Annotated in this window: 17 protein-coding genes; 10 read left to right on the top strand and 7 right to left on the bottom strand. The window is 57.0% G+C overall.

What is annotated here, in order from left to right:
• Window positions 1–12 precede the first annotated feature (12 nt).
• The 6 genes from V7773_RS13490 to V7773_RS13465 are packed head-to-tail and all read right to left on the bottom strand — an operon-like array spanning window position 13 to window position 6,199.
• Window positions 13–1,527 (bottom strand): ABC transporter substrate-binding protein, encoded by a 1,515-nt coding sequence (locus V7773_RS13490; protein WP_336073836.1) that lies wholly within the window; start codon window positions 1,525–1,527, stop codon window positions 13–15.
• Window positions 1,528–1,555: 28 nt separating this feature from the next.
• Window positions 1,556–2,527, bottom strand: coding sequence for an ABC transporter ATP-binding protein (locus tag V7773_RS13485; RefSeq protein WP_336073834.1), 972 nt, complete (start codon window positions 2,525–2,527; stop codon window positions 1,556–1,558).
• Window positions 2,524–3,510: an ABC transporter ATP-binding protein gene (locus V7773_RS13480; RefSeq protein WP_336073832.1), complete on the bottom strand. Its 987-nt coding sequence runs from the start codon at window positions 3,508–3,510 to the stop codon at window positions 2,524–2,526. Before V7773_RS13480 ends, V7773_RS13485 begins: the two co-directional genes overlap by 4 nt.
• A complete protein-coding gene (locus tag V7773_RS13475; protein ID WP_336073829.1) occupies window positions 3,507–4,364 on the bottom strand; it encodes an ABC transporter permease in 858 nt (285 codons plus the stop codon). Before V7773_RS13475 ends, V7773_RS13480 begins: the two co-directional genes overlap by 4 nt.
• On the bottom strand, window positions 4,361–5,308 hold the full coding sequence (locus V7773_RS13470; protein ID WP_063323042.1) for an ABC transporter permease: 948 nt from the start codon (window positions 5,306–5,308) through the stop codon (window positions 4,361–4,363). Before V7773_RS13470 ends, V7773_RS13475 begins: the two co-directional genes overlap by 4 nt.
• Before the next feature lie 3 nt (window positions 5,309–5,311).
• A complete protein-coding gene (locus V7773_RS13465; RefSeq protein WP_336073826.1) occupies window positions 5,312–6,199 on the bottom strand; it encodes a proline iminopeptidase-family hydrolase in 888 nt (295 codons plus the stop codon).
• A 162-nt stretch (window positions 6,200–6,361) separates the two neighbouring features.
• Here V7773_RS13465 and V7773_RS13460 point away from each other — a divergent pair, with 162 nt between their 5' ends.
• The 10 genes from V7773_RS13460 (at window position 6,362) to V7773_RS13420 (ending at window position 21,893) form a co-directional block, all read left to right on the top strand.
• The gene (locus tag V7773_RS13460; protein WP_336073824.1) at window positions 6,362–7,123 is read left to right on the top strand and encodes a LuxR family transcriptional regulator; all 762 of its coding nucleotides are present in this window, start codon (window positions 6,362–6,364) and stop codon (window positions 7,121–7,123) included.
• A 90-nt stretch (window positions 7,124–7,213) separates the two neighbouring features.
• Window positions 7,214–8,113 (top strand): proline iminopeptidase-family hydrolase, encoded by a 900-nt coding sequence (locus V7773_RS13455; RefSeq protein WP_336073823.1) that lies wholly within the window; start codon window positions 7,214–7,216, stop codon window positions 8,111–8,113.
• Between the two features lie 175 nt (window positions 8,114–8,288).
• Window positions 8,289–9,995, top strand: coding sequence for a ShlB/FhaC/HecB family hemolysin secretion/activation protein (locus V7773_RS13450; protein WP_336073821.1), 1,707 nt, complete (start codon window positions 8,289–8,291; stop codon window positions 9,993–9,995).
• A 24-nt stretch (window positions 9,996–10,019) separates the two neighbouring features.
• The gene (locus V7773_RS13445; protein WP_336073819.1) at window positions 10,020–17,735 is read left to right on the top strand and encodes a two-partner secretion domain-containing protein; all 7,716 of its coding nucleotides are present in this window, start codon (window positions 10,020–10,022) and stop codon (window positions 17,733–17,735) included.
• A complete protein-coding gene (locus tag V7773_RS13440) occupies window positions 17,732–18,271 on the top strand; it encodes a DUF2247 family protein (protein ID WP_336073817.1) in 540 nt (179 codons plus the stop codon). The genes V7773_RS13445 and V7773_RS13440 overlap by 4 nt, the downstream gene beginning before the upstream one ends.
• A 384-nt stretch (window positions 18,272–18,655) precedes the next feature.
• Window positions 18,656–19,051 (top strand): DUF6911 family protein, encoded by a 396-nt coding sequence (locus V7773_RS30465; protein WP_442963485.1) that lies wholly within the window; start codon window positions 18,656–18,658, stop codon window positions 19,049–19,051.
• A gap of 275 nt (window positions 19,052–19,326) precedes the next feature.
• Window positions 19,327–19,809 carry a DUF6985 domain-containing protein gene (locus V7773_RS13435; RefSeq protein ID WP_336073815.1) on the top strand — a complete coding sequence of 161 codons (483 nt, stop codon included), beginning with the start codon at window positions 19,327–19,329 and terminating at the stop codon, window positions 19,807–19,809.
• A 302-nt stretch (window positions 19,810–20,111) separates the two neighbouring features.
• Entirely contained in the window at window positions 20,112–20,528 is a 417-nt protein-coding gene (locus V7773_RS13430) for a hypothetical protein (protein ID WP_336073813.1), read from the top strand.
• Window positions 20,529–20,603: 75 nt separating this feature from the next.
• A complete protein-coding gene (gene comJ / locus V7773_RS13425; RefSeq protein WP_336073811.1) occupies window positions 20,604–21,077 on the top strand; it encodes a competence protein ComJ in 474 nt (157 codons plus the stop codon).
• Between the two features lie 300 nt (window positions 21,078–21,377).
• On the top strand, window positions 21,378–21,893 hold the full coding sequence (locus tag V7773_RS13420; protein ID WP_336073810.1) for a hypothetical protein: 516 nt from the start codon (window positions 21,378–21,380) through the stop codon (window positions 21,891–21,893).
• Between the two features lie 334 nt (window positions 21,894–22,227).
• Here V7773_RS13420 and V7773_RS13415 read toward each other — a convergent pair whose 3' ends face one another.
• Window positions 22,228–22,848 (bottom strand): hypothetical protein, encoded by a 621-nt coding sequence (locus tag V7773_RS13415; RefSeq protein ID WP_336073807.1) that lies wholly within the window; start codon window positions 22,846–22,848, stop codon window positions 22,228–22,230.
• Window positions 22,849–23,038: the final 190 nt, after the last annotated feature.

Genomic DNA, 23,038 nt, shown 5'->3' with positions numbered 1-23,038 from the left:
AGCCACTGCTCGCTAGCGCTTCACTGTTTCCTCAAGAGAGAAGCGCCCCAGTGGGTTTTGTTGGAAGTGCTCGATGTTCTTGCGTGAAATATTGATGTACGGGCTGTAGTAGAGATCGATCCAGTTGACGTCCTGCTTGGCGATTGCCTGAAGGTCGGTATACATCTGCTTGCGCTTGGTCGGGTCCACTTCTACCCGCGCCGCCGCGACCAGATCCTTGACCTTGTCGTTCTTGTAGCGGGTCATGTAATTCATGTTGGTGTCATGTCCCAGGACGAAGGTGGTCTTCTGGTCCGGGTCGAGGATGTCGTTGGTCCAGTACATCACGGACAGATCGTAATTGCCGTCGATCAGCATTTGCCAACTCTGGGTTGGGTCGACTTTCTGCAAGGTGGCTGTCACGCCAACGGCTGCGAGCTGTTGCTGGACCAGCACGGCGATCTGCTCGTCGGCTTCATTGCCCGCATTGACCACATAGTTGAGCTTCAGGCCTGAGGCGCCTGCATCCGCCAGCATTTTCTTGGCTTTTTCCGGGTCGTACGGGCGCTGCAGATTATCGGCATTGTGATAAAGCGCGCCTTTAGGGATGTAGGAATAAGCCACCTGGCCATGGCCGAACGTCACGGTATCGACCAGGGATTTCTTGTTGATCGCAAGGTCCAGGGCCTGACGTACTTCAGGCTTGCCCAGCAGTCCGTGCTCATGGTTGATCAGCAGATGATCCTCGCGGGTGGAGGGGTCCATGTGTACGACCAGGTTGGGATCTTTCTTCAGGGTTTCGACGCGCGAGAAGGGCACGAAGATCGCCGAATCCAGTTCACCGGCCTGTACCTTCAACATCCGTGTATTGTCATCCGGGATGGAGATCCATTCCACGCCATCCAGGCTCACCTTGTCGGCCTGCCAGAAGTTGGGGTTCTTCTCCAGCACCACGCGATCACCGCGTAGCCACTCCTTGACGATAAAGGCGCCAGAGGCAACGGGGTCCTGGGCATAGGCTTCCTCACCCATTTTCTCCATGGCCTTTTGCGACAGGATGGAGACGTTGGGCAACGCCAGCTGCGCGAGGAAGGGCACTGAAGGGCTCGTGAGTGTCACCACCAGTGTCTGCGGGTCGGGTGCTTGGGCCTTGTCGATAATCTTGTAGGAGTCGCTCCACAGCGACCCTTTGTTGTCGCGGATGCGCAACAGACTGAACGCTGCATCGCTGGCGGTAATCGGTGAACCGTCGGAGAACTTGGCCGAGCGTAGTTTGAAGGTATAGGTCATGCCATCGTCGGAAACCTGCCAGCTTTCGGCCAGCCCCGGTACCAGCTTGGTGCCGGTGTTGTCGACGCGCACCAATACGTCGTAGACATTGGAGAACACCCAGTTATCACGGTTCTGCGCGCTTTTGATCGGGTCGAACGTCGTACTTTCTTCACGGCAACCGATGGTCAGCACGCCTGCTGCCTGGGCGACACCGGCCGCCAGTGTGCAAACGGTCAACGTCGCGGCGGTCAGCAACTTCAAATGTTTCGATCGCATGGTCAAACTCCCTATTGATGAATGTTTTTTAGAGCAATGGCTCTCCGAGCACACAGCTATAACGATGTCCATTGATGTCATGGATGGGGGGCGGCGTTTTCGCGCAGATGGGTTGTGCATACCGGCAGCGCGGGTGAAAAGTGCAGCCGGATGGAAGGTTCAGGGGGCTGGGTGGCTCGCCAGGCAGGGGTTCGCTCAGCAAAGGTCGAGCCGGGTCGATGTGTGGAATGGACTGGATCAGCGCGACGGTATAAGGATGCCGCGGGTTGCTGAACACGGCCTCCGTGGGGCCTTGCTCGACGATCTCGCCGAGGTACATCACGGCGACCCGATCACATAGCCGCCGAACGATCGCCAGGTCGTGAGCGATGAACAGAATCGCCAGGTTCATGCGCTGTCGCAGCTCCAGCAGCAGGTTGATAATCTGGCCCTGGATGGAAACGTCCAGCGCAGCCACGCATTCATCGGCGATGATCAACCGTGGCTCGATGGCCAGTGCACGCGCGATCCCCACACGTTGGCATTGACCGCCACTCAACGAACCCGGTTTGCGGTCGGCCAGCTCCGGTCGCAGGCCGACCAGGTTCAGCAGTTCATCGACCCGCTGGCGAATCAGCGATGCAGGAATCGCACAGCGCACTCGCAGCACTTCAGCCAGGGTGTCGCCGATGCTCATTCGCGGATTGAGGGCGGTATAAGGGTCCTGGAAAATCATCGCGGTTTCGTGGCGCAGTCGCTCGATGTCGATCCGCTTGCCTTGAGCCATATCCACGCCATCGAACAGGATTTGTCCGGCGCTGACCTCAGTGAGGCGCAAGATGGCCCGACCCAGGGTGCTCTTGCCACTGCCCGACTCCCCCACCAGCCCAAGCACCTCCCCGGGGGCCAGGCTCAGCGACACACCGTTGACGGCTTTCACCCATTGCCTGTGGATCCCGAACGGACCACTGCCAGGGGCGGCGAAGCGCACCTGCAGATCCTTCACGTGCAACAAGGTCATGACGAGGCACCCACTGGCAGCGGGTAATGGCAGGCGACCCGGTGTGCCTCTGCCGTGGCTTGCATCTGTGGCAACAGCCGCGTGCACTGGCTGCCCTGCTGAAGGCAGCGTGGGTTGAAGCGGCAACCCCTGGGCAGCGCATCCAGCAGAGGAGGCTGGCCGGCGATGGTTTTGAGCATGGCATGGCCGGCGCTGGTAGCCGGTTGGCAGTCGATCAGGGCCGCCGTATAGGGATGTCGTGGGTGAGCCAGCAGATCAAGCTTGTTGCCGTGTTCGCAGAGCCGACCGGCGTACATCACTGCGATGGAATCACAGGTCTGGGCGACGATCCCCAAGTCGTGGGTGATCATGATGATGGACAGCCCGCGCTGGTCGCGCAAATCCAGGAGCAGGCGCAGGATCTGTGCCTGTACCGTGACATCCAGGGCGGTGGTCGGCTCATCGGCGATCAGCACCTGGGGGTTGCAACCCAATGCCACGGCGATCATGGCGCGTTGACGCATGCCACCGGAAAACTCGTGGGGATAACTGTCGACCCGCGTTAGCGGATCGGGAATGCCCACCTGGCGTAACACATCAATGGCCTTCGCCCGTGCTTCACGTTTGGACGCTCCCTGATGCAGGCGTATGCCCTCGCCGATCTGTTCGCCGATACGCATCAACGGGTCAAGATGACTGCCGGGATTCTGAAAAATCATCCCTAATCGTCGACCCCGTATGCCCCGCATGCCGGCTTCATCCAGCGATAGCAGGTCCTCACCGGCAAGGCGCAGGGCCTTGCCCTGGACCCGCAGGTTTGCAGAGGGCAGCAAGCGCATCAAGGCCCGGCAGGCCATCGTCTTGCCTGAGCCGCTTTCACCCACCAGACCGAGGATTTCGCCTTCGGCCAGGTCAAATGACACACGATCCACCAGCGTGATCTCGTCCTCACCGTGGCCGGCGATCACGCTGAGGTCCTCGACGTGCAACACCGGTGTGCTCATGGGCGTTCTCCGAGCTGCTCGGCGACACCGTCGGCCAGCAGGCTGAAGCCCATGGCCAGGGTAACGATCGCCAGTCCCGGGAAGGTGCAGATCCACCAGGCGTTGGTGATAAAGCTCTGGCCTTCGGCGACCATCGTGCCCCACTCGGCGGTGGGTGGCTGGACCCCCAGGCCGAGGTAGCTGACCGCCGCCCCATTGAGCAATACCAGTACCGCGTCGGACATGGAAAACACGATCGAACCGAACATGGCATTGGGCAACAGGTGCCGAAACAGAATGCGTCCATGACCGAAGCCCAGGCTTTTGGCCGCCAAGGCGAAATCGCTTTGCTTGAGCACCAGGATCTGCGAACGGATCAGCCGCGCATAGGACACCCAACCTACCAGGGCCATCGCAATATAAAAGCTGCTCAGGCCGGGGCCGAGGATGGCCATGATTGCCAACATCAGCACCAGGAAGGGGAAGGCCAGAATAATGTCGATCAGGCGCATGCAGATCGTGTCGAACCGGCCACCGATATAGCCGGCCAAGGCGCCGACGCAAGTGCCGATCAAGAACGGGAAAACCACCCCGATCACGGAAATCTGCAAGTCGATGCGCGCGCCCCAGATCACTCGGGAAAGAACGTCGCGGCCGAAATTGTCCGTGCCGAACGGATGGGCCAGGCTCGGCCCCAACAGGCGGATATCGGTGTTCTGGGCAATCGGATCGAAGGGCGCGACCCAGGGGGCGAAGAGGGCGAGCAACAGCCAGCCAAACAGAATCGCCAGGCCGAGCACGGTGGCCAGGCGACTGTTGCGCAAGCCGAAACGCAGCGCAAGACGCCAGGTAGGACTGAGGGTTTGGCCGCTCATCGCATGTTCACCCGCGGGTCGATCATCACGGTCAGCACATCGGCGAGGAAGTTGACCGTGACGGTGGCGAGGGCCAGCACCATGGCCACGCCTTGGACCACCATGTAGTCGCGGGTAAAAATGCCGCGTACCAGCAATTGGCCGATGCCGGGAATGGCAAACAGACTTTCGATGACCACCGTGCCGCTGATCAACCAGCCGATGTTCACCGCCAGCAGGTTGACCGCCGGCACCAGGGAGTTGGGCAGCACATGCCGACGAAATATCGCCCGCTCGGACAAGCCCCGGGCCCGTGCGGCGGTGGCATGATCGGCTTGTAGCTCCATGAGCATGCTGGCGCGCAGATTGCGCACCAGCACGGCGGAGAGTGCCAAGGCAATGGTCAGGCACGGCAAAACCATGTGATGCAGTTTGTCCCAAGCGGTGCGTCCATAGCCTGAGACCGGGAATAGTCCCAACTGCACACTGAGCAGCAGGATCAACATGATGCCTAGCCAAAACGCCGGCATGCCGAGCCCTGCCGTGGTAAACAGGCGAATCAGGTGATCCTGCCAACCGCCCTTGTTGCGTGCCGCCACCGTTGCCAGCGGCACGGCAATCAGCAGCGCCAGCAGCACGCTGCCGAGCACCAGGAACAGGGTTGGCTCAATGCGGGTACTGATCAGTTGCAAGGCATCGACTTTGTAGAGCAGCGATTGGCCGAGATCGCCTTTGAGCAGGTTCTTGAGAAAGTAGAAGTACTGCATCCACAACGGCTGGTCGAGACCGTACTGGGCACGAATCCTGATCAGCGCCTCCGGCGTGCTGCGCGAGCCCAGCAGGGCCCGGGCGGGGTCCCCGGGGATTGAGCGCACGAGCACAAAGGTGATCATGCTGATGCCAAACAGCACGGGCAATAGCTGTAGCGGGCGCGACAGTATGAAACGGTAGCGCGCCAGGTTCATGGGCTAGTTCCGGTGGCGGTGCAGAAAATCCAGCAGGACTGGGAAATAGGCGTGGGGCTCTTCGTAGAACGGCATGTGGCTGCTGTTGGGGAATACATTCAGTTGTACATCCTTGAGCGCCATTTTCATGCGCATTGCACAGGCTGGCGTCAGTTCATCATGTTGACCGGTGGTAATCAGCACGGGCATTTCGAAGCCGGCCATCTGCTCGATGCGATTCCAGTCCTTGAGATTGCCGGTATAGAGAAATTCGTTGGGGCCCTGCATGGTCATGTAGGGCCCCATGTTCCAGTCGCCCAGGGAACGTGTCACCGGCGCTGGCCACTCGTCCAGACGGCAGACATGACGATAGTTGAGCAGGGTGATGGCCGCCTGGTATTGCGGATGATCCAGGGTGCCCGAGGCTTCATGGCGCTGCATCATCGCGACGGTCTCACTGCCCAGGGCAGCCCGCAGACGCTCGAGCTCCAGGGACAGGTGAGGGATATCGCCGGCGGTATTTTCCAGGATCAGGGTTTTCAGCGATTGAGGGTGATGAATGGCGTACTCGATCGCCAGCCAGCCACCCCAGGAGTGCCCCAGCAGGTGCACTTTGCCCAGGTCGAGGGCTTGGCGGACGGTCTCTACCTCCGCCACATAACGGGTGATGTCCCACAGGGATTCATCAGTAGGCTTGGCCGAGGCGCCGGTGCCCAACTGATCGAAAGCGATGACCCGCAAGCCCTTTTCCTTGAGCCAGCCATGGCTGTCACGCAGATAATCGCAAGGCAACCCCGGGCCGCCATTGAGGCACAGCAGCACCTCGTCGCCGTCGCCAAAGCCATAGGCCACCAGACGATGACCATCGACTTCCACGTCGTACCGCTGGTCTGGCTCGATCTCACGCCACATCATTGCTCTCCTGCTCAGGTGCCGCTTTGGCTAAACCTTACCGAGGAAGCTACGCGCCCATAAGCTAGCAATTCTTATAGGTTTGATCTGGCATTCCCTCGCTCAGGCGTGGCATTCTACTTGCACGATTTCAGGATTGAAATTAATACGGGAGCTGAATGGATGCAGGCCAAGCTGTCTGACTTCAATACCCGTCTTTTGTCTGGCAGGAGCCTGGACGAACAGATGGATAACACCCTGGGGATGGTCCAGGCGTTAGGCTTTGATGCCTTGGTGTACGACTACAGTCCGGTGCCGCTGGATCATGATGGGGCACTGATCACCCCGACTGTGCTGAAGTTGCGCAATACCCCCCGTGATTGGCACTCGCTCTGGTGTGAAGAAGGTTATTACCAGATCGACCCCGTCCAGCATCTGGCAATCAATGCCATTTCTCCTTTTGTCTGGTCCTATCGACCGGAGGCCGACACGGTGCTGCAGCCGTTCATCGGCCAGAGTCATGCACCGGTCGTGAGCTACCTGCAGGATTCGCGCATGACCTGTGGCGTGACGGTGCCGATGCATTTGCCCAAAGGCGGCTTTGCGACATTGACCGGGCTGCGCGCCGATACGAAGGGGAGCACCCTGCAGGATGTCCGGCAAACGCTGGGCGACTTCAGCCTGATTTCCCATGCCCTGCAAGAGGCGGCTTTTCCGCTGCTCGGCAAGGAAGCCCGCGCATGCCCGGTTCGCCTGACCAAACGAGAGCGTGAGTGCTTGAGGTTAGCCGCTGACGGGTTGACGGCGGCGGACATCGCCAGGCAACTGAATCGCTCCTTGGCCACCATCACCCTCCACCTGACTTCTGCAATGCACAAGCTCGGCGCCAGGAATCGGGTCCAAGCCGTGGTCAGGGCGGTGCATTATCGGTTGCTCGATAGCTGAAATCGGGCAAAAACCTATCTGTTTCTCTAGTTATTCCGCCAGCCAGTCCCCGGTATCGTGTGCGGCAGGTTTTCTAGGGAGCGGCACGAAATGGATCTTCCCGTAACGCACGAAGGCTTTGCGCCTTTTGGTCCGTATCAGACCTGGTATCGCATCACTGGCGATTTCAGCAGTGGCCGTACGCCGCTGCTGATCCTGCATGGCGGCCCGGGCTGTACACACAATTATGTCGATGCCTTCAAGGATATTGCCAACAGTGGCTATCCAGTGATTCATTACGACCAACTGGGCAATGGGCGTTCCACCCATCTTCCGGAAAAAGACCCCTCGTTCTGGAACGTGGCGCTCTTTCTCGATGAGTTGGCGAACCTGCTGGATCATCTGGGTATTGGCGACAATTACGCCCTGTTGGGGCAGTCCTGGGGCGGCATGTTGGCCAGCGAACATGCGGTGCTCCAGCCCGCGGGCTTGCGCGCATTAATTATCGCCAACTCCCCGGCGGACATGTCCACCTGGCTCCTTGAAGTCAATCGCTTGCGCCAGCTTCTACCCATTGAGGTGCAGCAAACACTGCTCAAGCACGAGCGGGCTGGAACCTTGACGTCTACCGAGTATTTTGAGGCCGCTCGGGTTTTCTATGACCGTCATGTCTGCCGTGTCACGCCCTGGCCCGATGACGTTGCCCGTACCTTTGCCCAGATCGATGCCGATCCTACCGTTTATCACGCCATGAATGGCCCCACCGAATTCCATGTGATCGGCAGCATGAAGGACTGGTCCATCACCGATCGCTTGCCTCGGATCAGCGTGCCGACCCTGCTGATTTCAGGCCGATACGATGAAGCGACGCCGTTGGTGGTCAAACCCTATGTGGATCATGTGCCCGACATTCGCTGGGCGTTGTTCGAACACTCCAGCCATATGCCCCATATCGAGGAGCGGATGGCTTGCATGGGAACCGTGGTGAGTTTCCTGGATGAGTGTTTGTAGGCGTCTGCGCAATCCGAGCAGTCGTTTTTGTTGTGTTTTCAGACGCGTCCTGTGAGACGCGTCTCTTTTTTGAGTGGAAAATTCCCGCTCTCTTGAACCGAAAGCGATATGCAGGGTCTGGTGTGCGCGCATTGCTGTGCATGCCTGCTGTCATTTCTGTATCGAGGGATCGAACATGTCCGTATTCGCCTTAGGGACGAGGCTAGTCGTTGCGTCGCTGTGTTTTCTAGCGATGAACATTGCCGTCGCCGCGCCAACCCCCGGCGACACGGACCTGATCCGTGAACGTCAGGATCGCCTGCTCGAAGAGCAGCGTCGGCGCCTGGAAGAACTCAAGGACCTGCCCGGCAAGGAAGCGAAGCCGACTCAGCCGACGGCCCCTGTCGATACCCGTTGCTTCCCGATCAAGACCATCGAGCTCAAGGGCGCCGATGCTCTGTCCGATGCGGAGCGCGAACGCCTGCTCAAGCCTTACATCGGCCAATGCCTGGGCGTGCCGCAACTGAACGAGCTGCTCAAAGTCATTACTGACCATTATCTCGACAAAGGCCTGGTCACCAGTCGCGCCTACTTGCCGCAACAGGACCTGTCCAGCGGTCACCTGCTAGTGCTGGTCGTCGAGGGCCGCCTGGAAGGCTTGAAAGGTGCCGAGAACAGCCAGTTGTCGGACCGTGAGTTGGCGATGGCGTTTCCCGGCAAAACCGGCGAACTGCTCAACCTGCGGGAGATGGAGCAGATGGTCGATCAACTGAACCGTTTGCCGTCCAACCGTGCACAAATGGAACTGACGCCGGGGCAGAACATCGGCGGCAGCGAAGTGCGGGTCAATAACACCCCGCAAAAGCCTTGGCGCGCCGGCCTGTCACGGCATAACGACGGGCAGAAAAGCACCGGCGAGCAGCAATGGGGCGCCTCCCTGGACTGGGACAGCCCCTTGGGCCTGGCCGACCAACTGGCCTTGCGCGGCGGCCACGATGCCGTCAGCGATCACCAGAAAACCTCGCGCAACGGCATGCTCTATTACAACCTGCCGTTTGGCTGGTGGAACCTGAGCTACACCTACAGCCAGAGCGAGTACCGCGCCGTGGGCCAGGCCAACGGCTTCAATTTCAAGCAGAGCGGCGACAGCCAGAACCATCAGGTGCGCCTGGAACGGGTGGTCCATCGCGATGCCATGAGCAAGACCTCGCTCAACACCGGCCTTTCGTACCTGCGCACCAACAACTTCATCGAAGACAGCAAGCTTGCCGAAAGCAGCAATCGCATCAGCGAGGCGCAGTTCGGCATCAACCATGGCCGGCGAATCGGCAATGCCTTCGTCAACCTCGACCTGGGGCTGCAACAAGGTATCGGTGCTCTCGATGCCCAGGGCGATCATGAGCCGGGGCCGGGGTTGCCGGATGCGCGCTACCGCAAATACACCGCGACCCTCAGCTATTTGCAGCCCTTCATGCTGGGTGGCGAGTCCTTCAGCTTCAGCAGCCTGATGACCGGCCAGCGCAGCGAAGACGTGCTGTTCAGCCCCCAGCGCATGAGCCTGGGCGGCCTGTCGTCGATTCGCGGCTACAAAGACCAGACGCTGTCTGGCGACAGCGGCGGCTACTGGCGCAACGACTTGCGCTGGAGCCGTCCGGTGACATTGGAGTGGCTGCGCCCGGTGTTTGCCGAATACGGCACCAGCCTCGGTTATGACCAGGGTGTGATTCGTGGCGATCGCTACAACGGTGATCAGCATGGGCGCATGTCGAGCAATTCGCTGGAGCTGTTCGCCCGCGGTGAGCACTTGAACGCCAGCGTCACCTTCGCCCATTCCCTGGAACGTCCGGATGCCCTGACCGAGCGCGAAGCGCCGATCTACTTCCGCGTGGATGTATCCATCTAATTTCTGCTGCAACGAGACTTGATCATGGACGACCGCCAACACGCCTTCCTGGCCCGCCAGCCTTCTGCTGCCCTGAAAAACCGCGACGCCTTCTGGGGCATGCCCAAGCGCGGCCTGGCGTTCCTGTTGGCCAACGTCATGTTTTGGCAGCCGATGTGGGCCCAGGCGGGCGGCATCGTGGTCAGCGCCCCGGGCACCGGCCTCGGCCAGGCCGGCAATGGCGTGCCGGTGGTCAACATCGCCAAGCCCAACGGCAGCGGGCTGTCTCACAACCAGTTCAAGGACTACAACGTCGGCAGCAACGGCGTAATCCTCAACAACGCCACCAACTCGGCCCAGGCCACACAACTGGGCGGGATCATCCTCGGCAACCCGAACCTCCAGGGCACGGCCGCCACCACCATCCTCAACGAAGTCAACGGCGGCAACCCGAGCCAACTGCGCGGCTACACCGAAGTGGCAGGGCAGTCGGCCCACGTCATCGTCGCCAACCCCTACGGCATCAGCTGTAACGGCTGCGGTTTCATCAATACCCCAAAGGCGACCCTGACCACGGGCAAGCCGATCATCGAAAACGGCCAGGTGAGCCGCTATCAGGTGGACCAGGGCAGCGTCGCCATCGAAGGCGCGGGCTTGAACGCGAACAACGTCGACCGCTTCGAAATCATCACCCGCAGCGCCAAGATCAATGCCGAGATCCAGGCGAAGAACCTGACCATCGTGGCCGGGCGCAATGACGTTAATGCCAATACCCTCAACGCCACTGCCCGGGCCGATGATGGCAGTGCCAAACCCGAATTGGCCATCGACTCCTCGGCCTTGGGTGGGATGTACGCCGGGGCGATCAAGCTGGTGGGCACCGAGGCCGGAGTCGGGGTGAAGCTGGACGGCAAGATGGTTGCCAGTGGCGGGGATATTCAGCTGGATGCCAATGGGCATTTGAGCCTGGCGCAGACGGCTGCTGCCGGTGCCATCGACATCAAGGCCAAAAGTCTGGAAACCCAGGGGCAGGTGTACGCCGGTAGCCGCCTGGACGTGAAGACCCAGGGCGACCTGACCAGCCGGAACAACCTGGTGGCGCGCGACAGCATTCACCTCGACAGTGGCGGCACGCTGAGCAACAACGGCATCATCGAAGCCGGGGTCAACGCTGATAACAGCCGCAATACCACGGGCGATGTCACCCTCACGGCCAAGCAACTGAACAACGGCGGCAAAACCGTCATTGCCAGTCGTGACCTGAACGTGACCACCAAGGCGTTGAACAACCAGAGCGGTACGCTCAGTGGGCAGCGCAAGACCACCGTCACCGGCAACGCTGTGGATAACCGCAACAAAGGCCGCATTCTCGGCAACACCGAACTGCACCTGACCGCCGATCAGGTCCTGAACAGCCAGGGCGGCCTGATCAATAGCCAGGGACTTCTGACGGCCAACCTGGGCCATCTGGAAAACAATGCCGGTGAATTATCCAGCCTGAACAGCGTAACCCTGATCCTCGGCAGCCTGGATAACTTGACCGGCCTGGTCATGGCCGGCAAGACCCTCGACGTCACCAACGCGGGCGCGATCAACAACCAGGGTGGTGAGCTGTCCAGCCAAGGCATCGTGACCGTGCGCACCGACAGCCTGGACAACCGTAGCAAAGGCACCGTCGCCGCCAACGGCAAGCTGCTGGTCACGGCGACCGGCAAGGTCAACAACGCCGACCAAGGCCTGATCGCCAGCCGCAGTGCCGGCGTCGAACTCAAGGCCGCCAGCCTGGACAACGCCAGGGGCACGCTGCAAGGCAAGGGCCTGGTGACCGTGGATGTCGCGGGCGATATCGACAACCAGGGCGGCAGCATCATCGCCCAGGACGCCAAGCTGAGTGTCTTCGCGACCAACCTGGACAACCGCGGCGGCGTGCTGTCGAGCGTCAAGGCTGCACTGGAAGCGCGCACCACCGGCGTGCTGAGAAATGGCTATGACGTGAACCGCCAGGGCGGCACGATCCAGGCCCAAGGACTGAACATCCAGGCCTTGGCGGGACTGTTCAACGACGGCGGGCGCCTGGCCGCGCAAGCGGGCGATATCGAGATCAGCAACGCGGGTGCGGATATCGACAATCGCAGCGGCGGCCTGTACGCCACCGGTAAGGTCCGGGTCATTGGCCGGGACATGGACAACAGCGGCGGTGGGCAGATCAGCGCCAGTCGCATCGACTTTGACCTTTCAGGCGCGCTGAACAACAACGCGGGCATCATCGAAAGCCAGGACAGCCTGGATATCCTGGCCGCCAGCCTGAGCAACCAGAAAGGCCAACTGCGCACCCTGGGCAAGAACAGCACCACGGCGTTCAACATCGGTGGTCTGTTCGATAACAGCGACGGCACCCTCGAAACCGCCAGTAATGATGTGGGCTTCGACACCGGCAGTGTCCAGAACGTGGGTGGCAAGCTACTGCACACCGGCCTGGGACTGTTTGGCATCAGCCAGGCCAACCTGGGGCAGGCGGGAGGACAGTTGGTGACCTACGGCGACCTGACGGTGACGGCCGACAGCTGGACCAACAGCACCGCGATCCAGGCCGGGCACCTGGTGGTTCATGTCGACCAGTTGACCCAGACGGCCACCGGCCAGTTGCTCAGTGCCAACAGCATGGAAGGCCGTGGCAGCAACTGGCGTGTCGACGGCCTGATCGGCAGCGATGGGGCGATCGACCTGCAACTGACCGGCGCCTACGCAGGCAACGGCCGCTTGAGCAGTCTCGGCACCTTGGGCCTCAAGGCCGCGCTGATCAACCTGGAGCAAAACGGCAGCATCGCCGGCGGCGGCAGCACAACCGTCGTGGTCGATGGTGTCCTCAACAGCTACGGTCGCCTGACCTCGGCGGCGGACATGAACGTCTCTGCCGCCACGATCAACAACTACGGCACCCTCGGCAGTGCCGGCGCGCTCGGCGTATCGACCGGCGACCTGCTCAACGAGCACGGATTGATTTTCAGCGGCGGCAATACCAGCCTGCGCGTCAATAGCCTGACCAACCGCTATGCCGATATCTACAGCCTCGGTGACCTGAGCATCGATCGCGACGGCCTCGGCACACGTGCCAGCCGCATCCTCAACAGCTCCGGCACGCTGCAAAGCGACGGCAACATGCGCCTGGCGGCCAGCACGATCGACAACGTCCGCGAGGTCTTGACCACCCACGACGCCGGCATCTACACCGCCTCGATCAGGGAAGTGGCCTGTATCGAAGGGGTCAACGCCGGCGACTGCAGCGGTGGCAAGGAAAACCACGTCTGGCAGATCATCCAGCGCGACAAGTTCGAAGTCACCGCCGCCAGCGCTGCCTCCAGCATCACCACTGGCGGTAACCTGGACATCCAGGGCGATGTGCTGACCAACCGGAGCAGCAGCATCGGTGTCGGCGGCGCATTGACCGCCAACCTCGTCAGCCTGAACAACATCGGCATCGAGACCGGCGAGACCGAAACCTCGCGCACCTTCATGTCCGAGCGTACGCGCAGCCCAGGTGGCTGGCGCGCCGCCGCCAATGACTTCACCAACAAGTATTGGCTGCAGAGCCCAGGCTACAACGCCAATGACCTGGGTGGCCTCGAGGCAGCGATGAGCCGCTTCATCGGCATGACCGAACGTGAGCTCCCGCAGTTCCGCACCCAGACAAGTACTACCGACAACCAGACCTATGCCGCGATTATCCAGGCCGGCGGCGCAGTCGATGTCCGCACCTCGGGCAACATCGACAACAGTGTCGTGCGTGGTGGCTACAACTACGTCGGCGCCGGCCCGCGCACCGATACCCAGGCTGACAACGTTTTCTCCACCCGCGTCAGCGTCAATCGGCAACTGCCCCCCAGCCTGACCCAGCAACAGGTCGATCCGCAGGCCTTGCCGGGCTTTGATTTGCCGACCGGGCAAAACGGCCTGTTCCGCATGAGCGGCGACGCCTCGACCACGCCGACCCAAGGCTCAGGCCTGACCCAAGTGCGCGGCCTGCCGGACAGCTCGTTCCGGACCAACCCACAAAAGTACCTGATCGAGACCAACCCGGCGCTGACCGACATGCGCCGCTTCATGAGCTCGGACTACCTGCTGACGAACCTCGGCTACGACCCCGACGCTGCCGCCAAGCGCCTGGGTGACGGCTTCTACGAACAACGCCTGATTCAACAAGCCGTGATCGCCCGCACCGGCCAGCGCTTCCTCGATGGCCAGACCTCCGACGACGGCATGTTCAAGTACCTGATGAACAACGCCATCGCCAGCAAGGACGCACTGAACCTGTCCTTGGGCGTCAGCCTCACCGCCGAACAAGTCGCGGCCCTGACCCACGACATCGTCTGGATGGAAAACCGGACGGTGAACAACGAGCAGGTGCTGGTGCCGGTGCTCTACCTGGCCCAGGCCAACAATCGACTGGCGGCCAATGGTGCGCTGATCCAGGGCGCCGACGTCAGCCTGATTGCGGGTAAAAACCTGAACAATGCGGGCACCTTGCGTGCGTCCAGCAACCTGAGGGCTTCGGCTGGCGACAGCTTGGTCAACAGTGGGTTGATGGAAGCGGGTGGTCGGCTGGATGCGTTGGCGAGTAATAACCTGACTAACAGGGCGGGTGGGGTGATTGCTGGGCGGGATGTCAGTGTTGTGGCTTTGACTGGCGACGTGACTAACGAGCGAACTGTTACCACCCACGAAAGCAGCAGCGGCTACCGTACTGAACGCGCCGACTTCATCGACAGCGCCGCCCGTATCGAAGCGGCCAACAACCTGACCATCAGCGCAGGGCGTGACATCAACAGTGTTGGCGGCGTGCTGAAAAGCGGCGCCGACACCACCCTCAACGCCACACGCGACGTCAATCTCGTCTCCGCCGAACGTATCAACAGCGGCACAGGCGGTCGGCATCGCGACCAAGACATCAAGCAATACGGCTCCAGTCTCGACAGCGGCCGCGACGTGATCGTCAACGCCGGTCGCAACCTCACCGTTGTCGGCAGTCAGATCGATGCCAAGCGCGACGTTGCCATGTCTGCTCAAGAAAACTTGACCTTCGCCTCGGCGGCGGATGAGCAGCATTCCTACGGCAAGAGCAAGAAGGTGACTAGCCAGGAGGATCACGTCAGTCAGGTGTCCTCGACGGTTAATGCGGGGCGCAACGTTGTAATGAGCGCGGGGCAGGATTTGGCGATGATCGCCAGCAAGGTCAACGCTGCAAACGAGGCCTATTTCGTGGCGGGTGGCAAGCTTGAGCTGCTGGCTGCGCAGAACAGCGACTATTCGCTGTATGACATGAAGAAGAAGGGTGGTTGGGGGAGTAAGAAGACTCAGCGGGATGAAGTGACCGATGTGAAAAACATCGGCAGTGAAATCACTACCGGGGGCGACCTGCGATTGGTCAGCGGTGGTGACCAGCGGTATCAGGTGGCGAAACTGCAGAGCGGCAAGGACATCACGCTGGACAGCAGCGGATCCATTACCTTCGAAGGCGTGAAGGATCTGCATCAGGAGAGCCACGAGAAGACCGATAACAACGCGTTCTGGGTCTCTTCCAAGGGTAAGGGCAAAACTGACGAAACCCTGCGCCAAAGCCAGTTTATTGCTGAGGGCAGTGTCGCTATCAAAGCCGTCAATGGCCTGCAGATCGATATCAAACAAGTTAACCAGCAAACCGTCAGCCAATCCATCGATGCGATGGTCAAGGCTGATCCGCAATTGGCATGGCTCAAGGACGCGGAAAAACGTGGTGATGTGGACTGGCGTCAAGTCAAAGAGATCCACGACAGCTTCAAGTACAGCAACTCCGGCTTGGGGCCGGCTTCGCAGATCATCATCGCCATTGTGATGGCGGCAGTTGTTGGCCCAATGGCGGCCGGCGCAATGGGAACCGCGACTGGAGGGATGGTTGCCGCCGGAACAATTACGGCGGAGACGGCTGCTGGTATTTCCGCCGCGGCAGGCGCCGTTGCAGCGGGAGCTGCAACAAACGCGACCGTCAGCGTTGTCAATAATCGCGGCAATCTTGGCGCCGTGTTCAAGGACGTGACTTCTTCGGATGCAATGAAGGGGTATGCCATTGCAGGCGTTACAGCAGGGCTGACGGCTGCCTATTTTGATGGGTGGACTGGCACTGAAACGAATACGGCAATCGACAAAGTAAGCACGTCGAGCTCACTGAGCACTTGGAAAGGCGTCGGTCAATTTGCCGCCAACCAAACGTTGCAGAACGGAACCTCCATGTTGCTGAGCAAGGCGCTTGGACAGGGAGGGAGTGCTAGCGATGCGTTGAAAAGCGCGCTGTTCAACACCTTGGCGGCAGCAAGCTTCAACGCGGTGGGCGACTACACGAAGAATGTGTACGCCACGGGCTCGCCACCGAAAATTGTGATTCAAGCAATGGTGGGCGGGCTTCTCGCCGAAGCTACTGGCAGTGATTTCAAAATCGGAGCCTTGGCAGCGGGGGCTAACGAGGTTCTAGTTGGGCATCTCTACGATCTGGTTAAAGGTGATCAAAACCTGCTGAGCATGAGTTCCCAGATGGTTGGGTTGCTTGCGGCAGCTTCGCAGGCGGATGGAGATACCAGCAAGCTAGAGAAAGGTGCCTGGGTGGCGAGGAACGCTACGCAGTACAACCATTCGTTGCATGAAATGCAAACCGTTGCATTGGATGAGCAACGTCGACGCAACCCCGATAACAAGGCCCGCCTCGATGCAGCTGCATGTGCATTGACCCACTGCAGTAAGTCCGTTCCGTCGAGTGATAAACACTACGATGAGCTCGTGAAACGAGAAACGCTAGGGCAAGGGTTTACTGAGGAACTCGCGCTACTTAAAAGCACAGGACAGTTTGATTATGGCTTTGGAGATCGGATAGACGACACCCTCAGTGCTCATGATGAGTTAATTAACGACCTAGGGTGGACGGCGAATGCGGCCATGGGGGCGGGAGCGGGCACGCTCTCTTATATGGGTATGGTCGGCTCCGCCCCTGCCTGCGTAAGCGTTGTAGGTTGCGCGGCACCATTCGCCTTGGGATCGATGGGAACTCTCGCGTTTGCAAGCGCAGCCGAATCTTTCGACCAGACCAATGCTCCTTATATCTCAGCAGAGGGTGAGCGAGTTCTCGCTTCATTTGATCCTGCTCGGTATCCCGGAGAAGCGAGCCCGACCGGGGATCTCGGCTATAAGGCTGCTCAGTCGCTGGCAGAACTGCTAGCCGCGCACGTTGGGGGTAAGGCACTATCCGGAGAACTCTCCTATGCTTTGAAAGGTGGAGCTGCTCCCAATCTGGGTGGTACAGCAGATGAGCTTCTAAGCGGTTCAAAAGGGGGAGGAGCGCTATCGAATGATATTCTAGTCGAAGCGCGTATTGGGAATGGTACGAAGGGGCAAGGTAGCGGAAACAAAGTAGACCAACTTCCGAATAAACAAGTTGTTGGAGCTGATGGGAAACCAATACCTGTGTACTCAGAGCCAGAGAGGCTCAATAGTCCCTATGCCACTCAAGAGTTCCCATCGACTCCGGTTGCGCATGGTTTTCCCGATATTGTCGATAACTATGCAAATAGTGCGACTAAGTTTCCTCTCAACAACGGCTCGTCGCTTTACCAAGCATCAGGTAGCTACAACGGTGTGTCGGGTAGGTTTGAATGGATTGTAGATCCGAAGTTGGGTGGTGTAACACACAGAATGTTTGTACCAAATGGAACTGTTAACGGTATTCCGGTGAAACCATGATTCAAGCAGTCTTTGAACGAATTACCAAGTATGGCTTGACCGATTGGGCCGTTTTGCTTCAGGGCGTCTGTGGTGTTCCTAGCCTTTTGGGGAGATTGCCAACGTCTTGTGTGGAAGACTTTGCAAGCGCTGAACTTGAAAAGGTTGCTGGGAATAATCCCATGCTCGATGTGATTGTTAGTTTAGCTAACGATAGTGATCTGCCTCTATCTGAGCTATGCCCACAGTTAAAAAAAATGAGCGATTTTCAAAATGCAGAAATGCAACGAGCTAAGAGAATATGGCGAGCGGTCGCATTGGAAGAATTACTAGCAAACCTGGACTCGGACCCGCTCTATGGGTTGATAAAGTTGTCTGAGTTTTGGTCAGGCTGGGATTGGCCTGTTGATGCTCCACTGTCGATGATTTCTGGTGCGATGACTTTGCCGCAGCATCAATACCACTCTGAATCGAACTATGATCACGTTGTTCATGAGCATGAACAATGGTTGAAAGATGAGCTGGTTGCTTTGAGCTGTAGAAAAGCTTCAAATTGATCTGGCACTTTCGAAAAGGGGATTTATTTTGCGAAACGCAGAGTGCAGATTTGTTGGTTTTGCTCGGTTTATAAATAATTTGTCCCAGATGGCACTTACTTAACGACTAACCAGCTGATACACCTATAAAAATTAAAACGTCTGGCCGAGTGCTCCCTCGAGGATGTTGTGTCAGGCTAAACCGTTTTCAGCCGTAGCTTCTAGTTTCGCTAGGGGCTTTTTCATGCTTAGACGGGAAAAAGGGGACAGATTTATTTTATAAGGTGCAGAGAGAATCGATTCATTGGCTTGCTCGGTGTTCTAAAATAAATCTCCCCTTTTTTCGACCGGAAAAACTTTATATTGGCAGCCTGGAATGCGGGCTCTGAAAGAGGGGGATAGGAAGTGAGGTTTTCTCTGTCATGGGCTGTTGGGTTTGGGAGTGAGTGTCAGGGGAGTAGCGCTAAAGAGCCCTCTTGGAGTGACATTGAACTTCATTTAAGAGAAGTATGTGATGCCTCTGGTTCAGTTACATTGGAACTTACGGGTTTTAATGGGTTTGAGCTGTTGAGCTTGCAAGTTGTTGCGGATGGTGGGGCGTATGCAATGACTTTAGGTGAGGATAATGGGGAGGATTACATTGTTCGGTCTTATCTTGGAGGCGGAAGTGCAGGGAAGGTGGTTTATATCCTAGGGGACGCTGTTGATGCCTCAGGCGTTTGCTTGGATTCAGAGGTCGTAGTAGATGTATTTAGACAGTTCTTTGAGGTGGGGCGAGTATCGCGAAGCCTAATGGCTTGATTTTTATAGCTGAAGCGGGACAGAAAAAGGGGACGCCCATTAGCCGGTCTCAAGTCAAGGCTAAAAGCCAACTCGCCCTGCAGCTTTTAACTGCTGGGATCTCCCTTGCCCCAACCTGCCTGGTTGAACCCGTCGTACCCGGTCAAAAGGGGGCAGATTTATTTTATGAGGTCAGAAAGAGCGGGTTTATTTAGCTCGCTCGGTGTTCTAAAATAAATCTGTCCCCTTTTTCCCCAGAGTTCGCTCAATCAGCCGTATAACGACTGGAGTGATAAATGACTGGTATATCAGATAGAGATTTTGGTGAGCTGCATTTTGACGGTGCTTGGACCGGAGTATGTGAAATACTGATTTTTGGAAGGTCGTATGAGGTGGAACTTGTTGTTCAAATTTTTGATGGTGCTTCTATCGCCGAAAATCAGAGGGTCGCATTTCGAGAGTTTAATTTAAATAAAGCTACTGTTGCTTCTGCTGTAGAAGAAGCAGTCTTTAACTATTATCTTTGTCGGGTCGAGGAATACCGAGAGGGCTTTGATGCTGATGAGGCCGACATCAAGGCACCCAAGATCCATGCAGTTGATGATATGCAGTATTTAGTTTCTCTTAGGTGTATTAAGATGATGTCTCCTTTTGATGTGGGATTGCGTCAAATCGGTTTTATTTTTGACGCGACTTTCGATCCTCAGCTTGGCTTGGGGGTCCTGGTTACTAACGGCTCCGTGGAGGCTGTAGATACTCAGGATATCTTGCTAGGTTGATGTTTCAGAGTTTTAAATACAGCGAAAAGGAGACAGATTTATTTTATGAGGTCAGAAGGAACGGGTTTATTTAGCTCGCTCGGTGTTCTAAAATAAATCTGTCCCTTTTTTTCCTTTTTTCTTCTTTTTTCTTGCAAATGGTCAAGATACTGTCGTGCACTATGTTCGTGATCCGAAAAATGGCGAATTGATGGATTTTAAGTTCAAAAAGCATAGCGTGGAAAATATCAGGCCGTGGGGCGATGATCCGTCAGTTTCCCCTGCACATGCTCCTTATAAACTTCCTGGTTCGGATTAGCTGTATGAAAGTTGTATGTAAGATAGATAATTTATATCATATAAAAGACGTTGACACTTTGGATAGGCTTAAAGGTTATATTAATTCTCCTGATGGTGGGTTTGGCCTTGTTCTGGGTAAGGAATACACCGTATATGGAGTTACGTTTTGGGATAATGCTCCCCTGGTTTATATTTTTTTAGACGAGGGGAATGACTATCCTAAGCCAATAGCTATGGATTTTTTTGAATTGTCAGTTGGTGAAATTTCTAGGTGTTGGAGACTTTCATATTTTTCTCAAGGGATTAGAGAGTCCTCTAGCTCCTTGGTATTTAAGGAGTGGGCTGAAGATCCGACTTTTTATGAGAGGCTTGTAGAGGGAAGTAAAGATACTGTTGAGGTGTTTAATAAGTATCGCTTATTTATGGATTCTGAGCGGTGATGTGCTCTTAGCAAAAAGGGAGCGGGTTTGCGCAAAAAAGGGGCTGCGTTATGATGCTAATAAGGTCGTGGTCTGATGGCTAAGTTTGAAGGAAAACTGTATTTGTCATACTCGCAATTGTGCGTATTTCAGAGTGCGCTCAATCAGCCGTATAACGACTGGAGTGATCGGAACTATACGCAAGGATTCTCTTGGCGAGTAGGAAGTGCTTCTTTTAGAGCATTGGTTCAGGAGGGGGGTCATAAAATTAATATTTTCCTCAATGAGGAGGGGCCTGATTTGGGACCTGAGGTGGTGCGGGCATTTAGAGTTCCATTCACTGTTAAGGAAAATAGTATTGAGATTGGTAGTATCTCGGATACGGTTTCTCTAGAGCTTTCTGCAGGGGACTATGATCTTCGGGTAGAATTTATCAGTCCCTCCCCGGGTGAGTTGTGTGAGATAAACATTCGTTTGAATAAAGGGGCGGGGGATTTTGAGGTGTTGAGAGCAGATGCTGAAATTGATAGTAAGGGTGATTTTGATGTAAATGCGATGCCTGCTACTTGAGGGGCGAAATAAGTCGATTTTATTTGATTGGTCCGGGGGCGCAAATAAAATTTGTTCCCTGTTTCTGCTTTAGCGTCGAGAGCAAAAAACTAAAGTGTGTAAATACGGTATCAGTGAGTCGCGAAAAGTGGACATGTTTATTTTACAAGGTGCAGAGAGAGCAGGCTTATTGGCTTGATCGGTGTTCTAAATAAATCTGAGAGTCATCTGGCCGGCCTCCCCAGCTCACCTTACCAAGGTGGCGTCCATGCCTCAGCAAGTCCAACTACAACAGCGGTTTCGCAGCCCCCCGAGGCTAACATGAGCATGTACGAAAATTTAGAAACCTTTAATGCACTGGGATGTGCGCTATTGGAGCGGCTGACACCTGTTTCTTCAGGTGAAGTAAGTATGATGCGGCTGCAGTGGCCGTCGGCTCCTGACGAGTACTTTGCTTTTATGCATGAACGAGGGCACGGTGAGATCAAGGAGGATGACTGCGCGCTGCCGCTTTTGACGATTCAACCGACGTTGCGTCCTGCTGCGGCAGACTACTTCGGTGATGATAGAATTTATAAAGACGGGCCCTATGAACCGGGCGCGAAGGGCGAGGTGTGGCTGTTCGGTTGGGATAGCACCGGGACTGCTTTCGGTTTCGATAGCGGAGACAACTGGCGATTGTTGGAAATCGACAATATGCGTTGGATAACGCGACTTGACCTGTCCTTCTCTCAGTTCTTCGAAGGGCTGTTGGTTTGTTACCCACAGCGGCCTGTGAGCTTTTCGAATGGAGTTTGGCGCGACTCGGGAGATGTTTCTTACAACGCGCCGGTATAGACGCTACAGCCTGCCGAACCTAAAAAATAGTGGATAAAGGGGGCGGATTTATTAGGTACAGCTGCAGAGAGAGCGGTTTATTGGCTTGCTCGGTGTTCTAAAATAAATCTGAGACCGGCTAATGGGTGTCCCCTTTTTTACTGCTATCGACTTGGGGGACATCAGACGCTTGCGCGGATGCTAAAAGCCCTGTAATTGCTGTCTCAAGGGGGGCCTCTTCGAGGGCGGCTGTCGCGAACCGAGCCACCGGGGCTCTTGGCCCTTCGGGCTTCATCCTTCATACCCCGGGCTTCGGCCTGCGCGCACCGCTTGCGAGGGAACGCACCACTCCTTGTTAATCTGCAACCTGCGGGCAAGGGTTAAAAACCTCGGTTACGTCGAGTGTTGTATGCCACGGAATGGCAGTGCCTGACACCATTCCGCCTACGGTTTGCTGTCGACCCGACTTGCGCACATATCCGCCATCCGTTCCAGTGAAGACTTGCTGCCCTGGCTTCGTCAGGTAATCAAAGAAACTGACTTTCACAGGCACATTCATTTGTCCACCAGGCGTAATGACGGCGAGCATGATCGCTCGGTCTTTGGTGAATACAACGAACGGTTCGACTCCAGTGCGACCACCAACTGTCTTCACGCACTGCACTTGTTCTGGGAGGATGCGTGCGGTTTCAGTGTAGGTGTGGTTGTTGTAGAGGCTGAGGATCAGGCCTTTGCTGGTCAACACTCCCAGGCCTTGAGTGGCTTTGCAGCTGCCTTCGCTTCCATATGGGAACAAGCACCAGTTCGTTTCCGACACGGCTTGAATATCCGATGGTGCAATTTTCAGATCGCGCTGGATTTGGGCTTTTGATTCCGGCGTGTCATAAGGGATCATCACGCATCCCCCGACTGTCACTGCTGCGATGAGACCTATGGCCGCAGCTACGTTTTGGATTGATGATCTGAAGGTGTTCATTGTTCGCTCTCTTTGCTGTATTGCCACCACTGGAAGGCTGTGGTGATTTTGGTAGCGAACCTTACGGCATGGGCGGCAAGCAGTCATCCTCATGCTGATAGCTGGATCGGTAGATGACTTAACTGGACACTTACCCTTTTTCGCTTGATCGATTCCGGTCGTGGCGAAGGCATGGTTGTGTTGGCGCTGT

This window comes from Pseudomonas sp. 3JA (genome assembly GCF_036961705.1).
GTDB classification, from domain to species: Bacteria; Pseudomonadota; Gammaproteobacteria; order Pseudomonadales; family Pseudomonadaceae; genus Aquipseudomonas; species Aquipseudomonas fluorescens_Q.
Note: the sequence above shows the minus strand (reverse complement) of the source record. Positions and strands in the feature narration are given on the sequence as shown.

Excerpts from the sequence above, each read along its gene's own strand:
- V7773_RS13490 (WP_336073836.1), bottom strand. The coding sequence starts at position 1,527 with ATGCGATCGAAACATTTGAAGTTGCTGACCGCCGCGACGTTGACCGTT.
- V7773_RS13485 (WP_336073834.1), bottom strand. The coding sequence starts at position 2,527 with ATGACCTTGTTGCACGTGAAGGATCTGCAGGTGCGCTTCGCCGCCCCT.
- V7773_RS13480 (WP_336073832.1), bottom strand. The coding sequence starts at position 3,510 with ATGAGCACACCGGTGTTGCACGTCGAGGACCTCAGCGTGATCGCCGGC.
- V7773_RS13475 (WP_336073829.1), bottom strand. The coding sequence starts at position 4,364 with ATGAGCGGCCAAACCCTCAGTCCTACCTGGCGTCTTGCGCTGCGTTTC.
- V7773_RS13470 (WP_063323042.1), bottom strand. The coding sequence starts at position 5,308 with ATGAACCTGGCGCGCTACCGTTTCATACTGTCGCGCCCGCTACAGCTA.
- V7773_RS13465 (WP_336073826.1), bottom strand. The coding sequence starts at position 6,199 with ATGTGGCGTGAGATCGAGCCAGACCAGCGGTACGACGTGGAAGTCGAT.
- V7773_RS13460 (WP_336073824.1), top strand. The coding sequence starts at position 6,362 with ATGCAGGCCAAGCTGTCTGACTTCAATACCCGTCTTTTGTCTGGCAGG.
- V7773_RS13455 (WP_336073823.1), top strand. The coding sequence starts at position 7,214 with ATGGATCTTCCCGTAACGCACGAAGGCTTTGCGCCTTTTGGTCCGTAT.
- V7773_RS13450 (WP_336073821.1), top strand. The coding sequence starts at position 8,289 with ATGTCCGTATTCGCCTTAGGGACGAGGCTAGTCGTTGCGTCGCTGTGT.
- V7773_RS13445 (WP_336073819.1), top strand. The coding sequence starts at position 10,020 with ATGGACGACCGCCAACACGCCTTCCTGGCCCGCCAGCCTTCTGCTGCC.
- V7773_RS13440 (WP_336073817.1), top strand. The coding sequence starts at position 17,732 with ATGATTCAAGCAGTCTTTGAACGAATTACCAAGTATGGCTTGACCGAT.
- V7773_RS13435 (WP_336073815.1), top strand. The coding sequence starts at position 19,327 with ATGACTGGTATATCAGATAGAGATTTTGGTGAGCTGCATTTTGACGGT.
- V7773_RS13430 (WP_336073813.1), top strand. The coding sequence starts at position 20,112 with ATGAAAGTTGTATGTAAGATAGATAATTTATATCATATAAAAGACGTT.
- comJ (WP_336073811.1), top strand. The coding sequence starts at position 20,604 with ATGGCTAAGTTTGAAGGAAAACTGTATTTGTCATACTCGCAATTGTGC.
- V7773_RS13420 (WP_336073810.1), top strand. The coding sequence starts at position 21,378 with ATGAGCATGTACGAAAATTTAGAAACCTTTAATGCACTGGGATGTGCG.
- V7773_RS13415 (WP_336073807.1), bottom strand. The coding sequence starts at position 22,848 with ATGAACACCTTCAGATCATCAATCCAAAACGTAGCTGCGGCCATAGGT.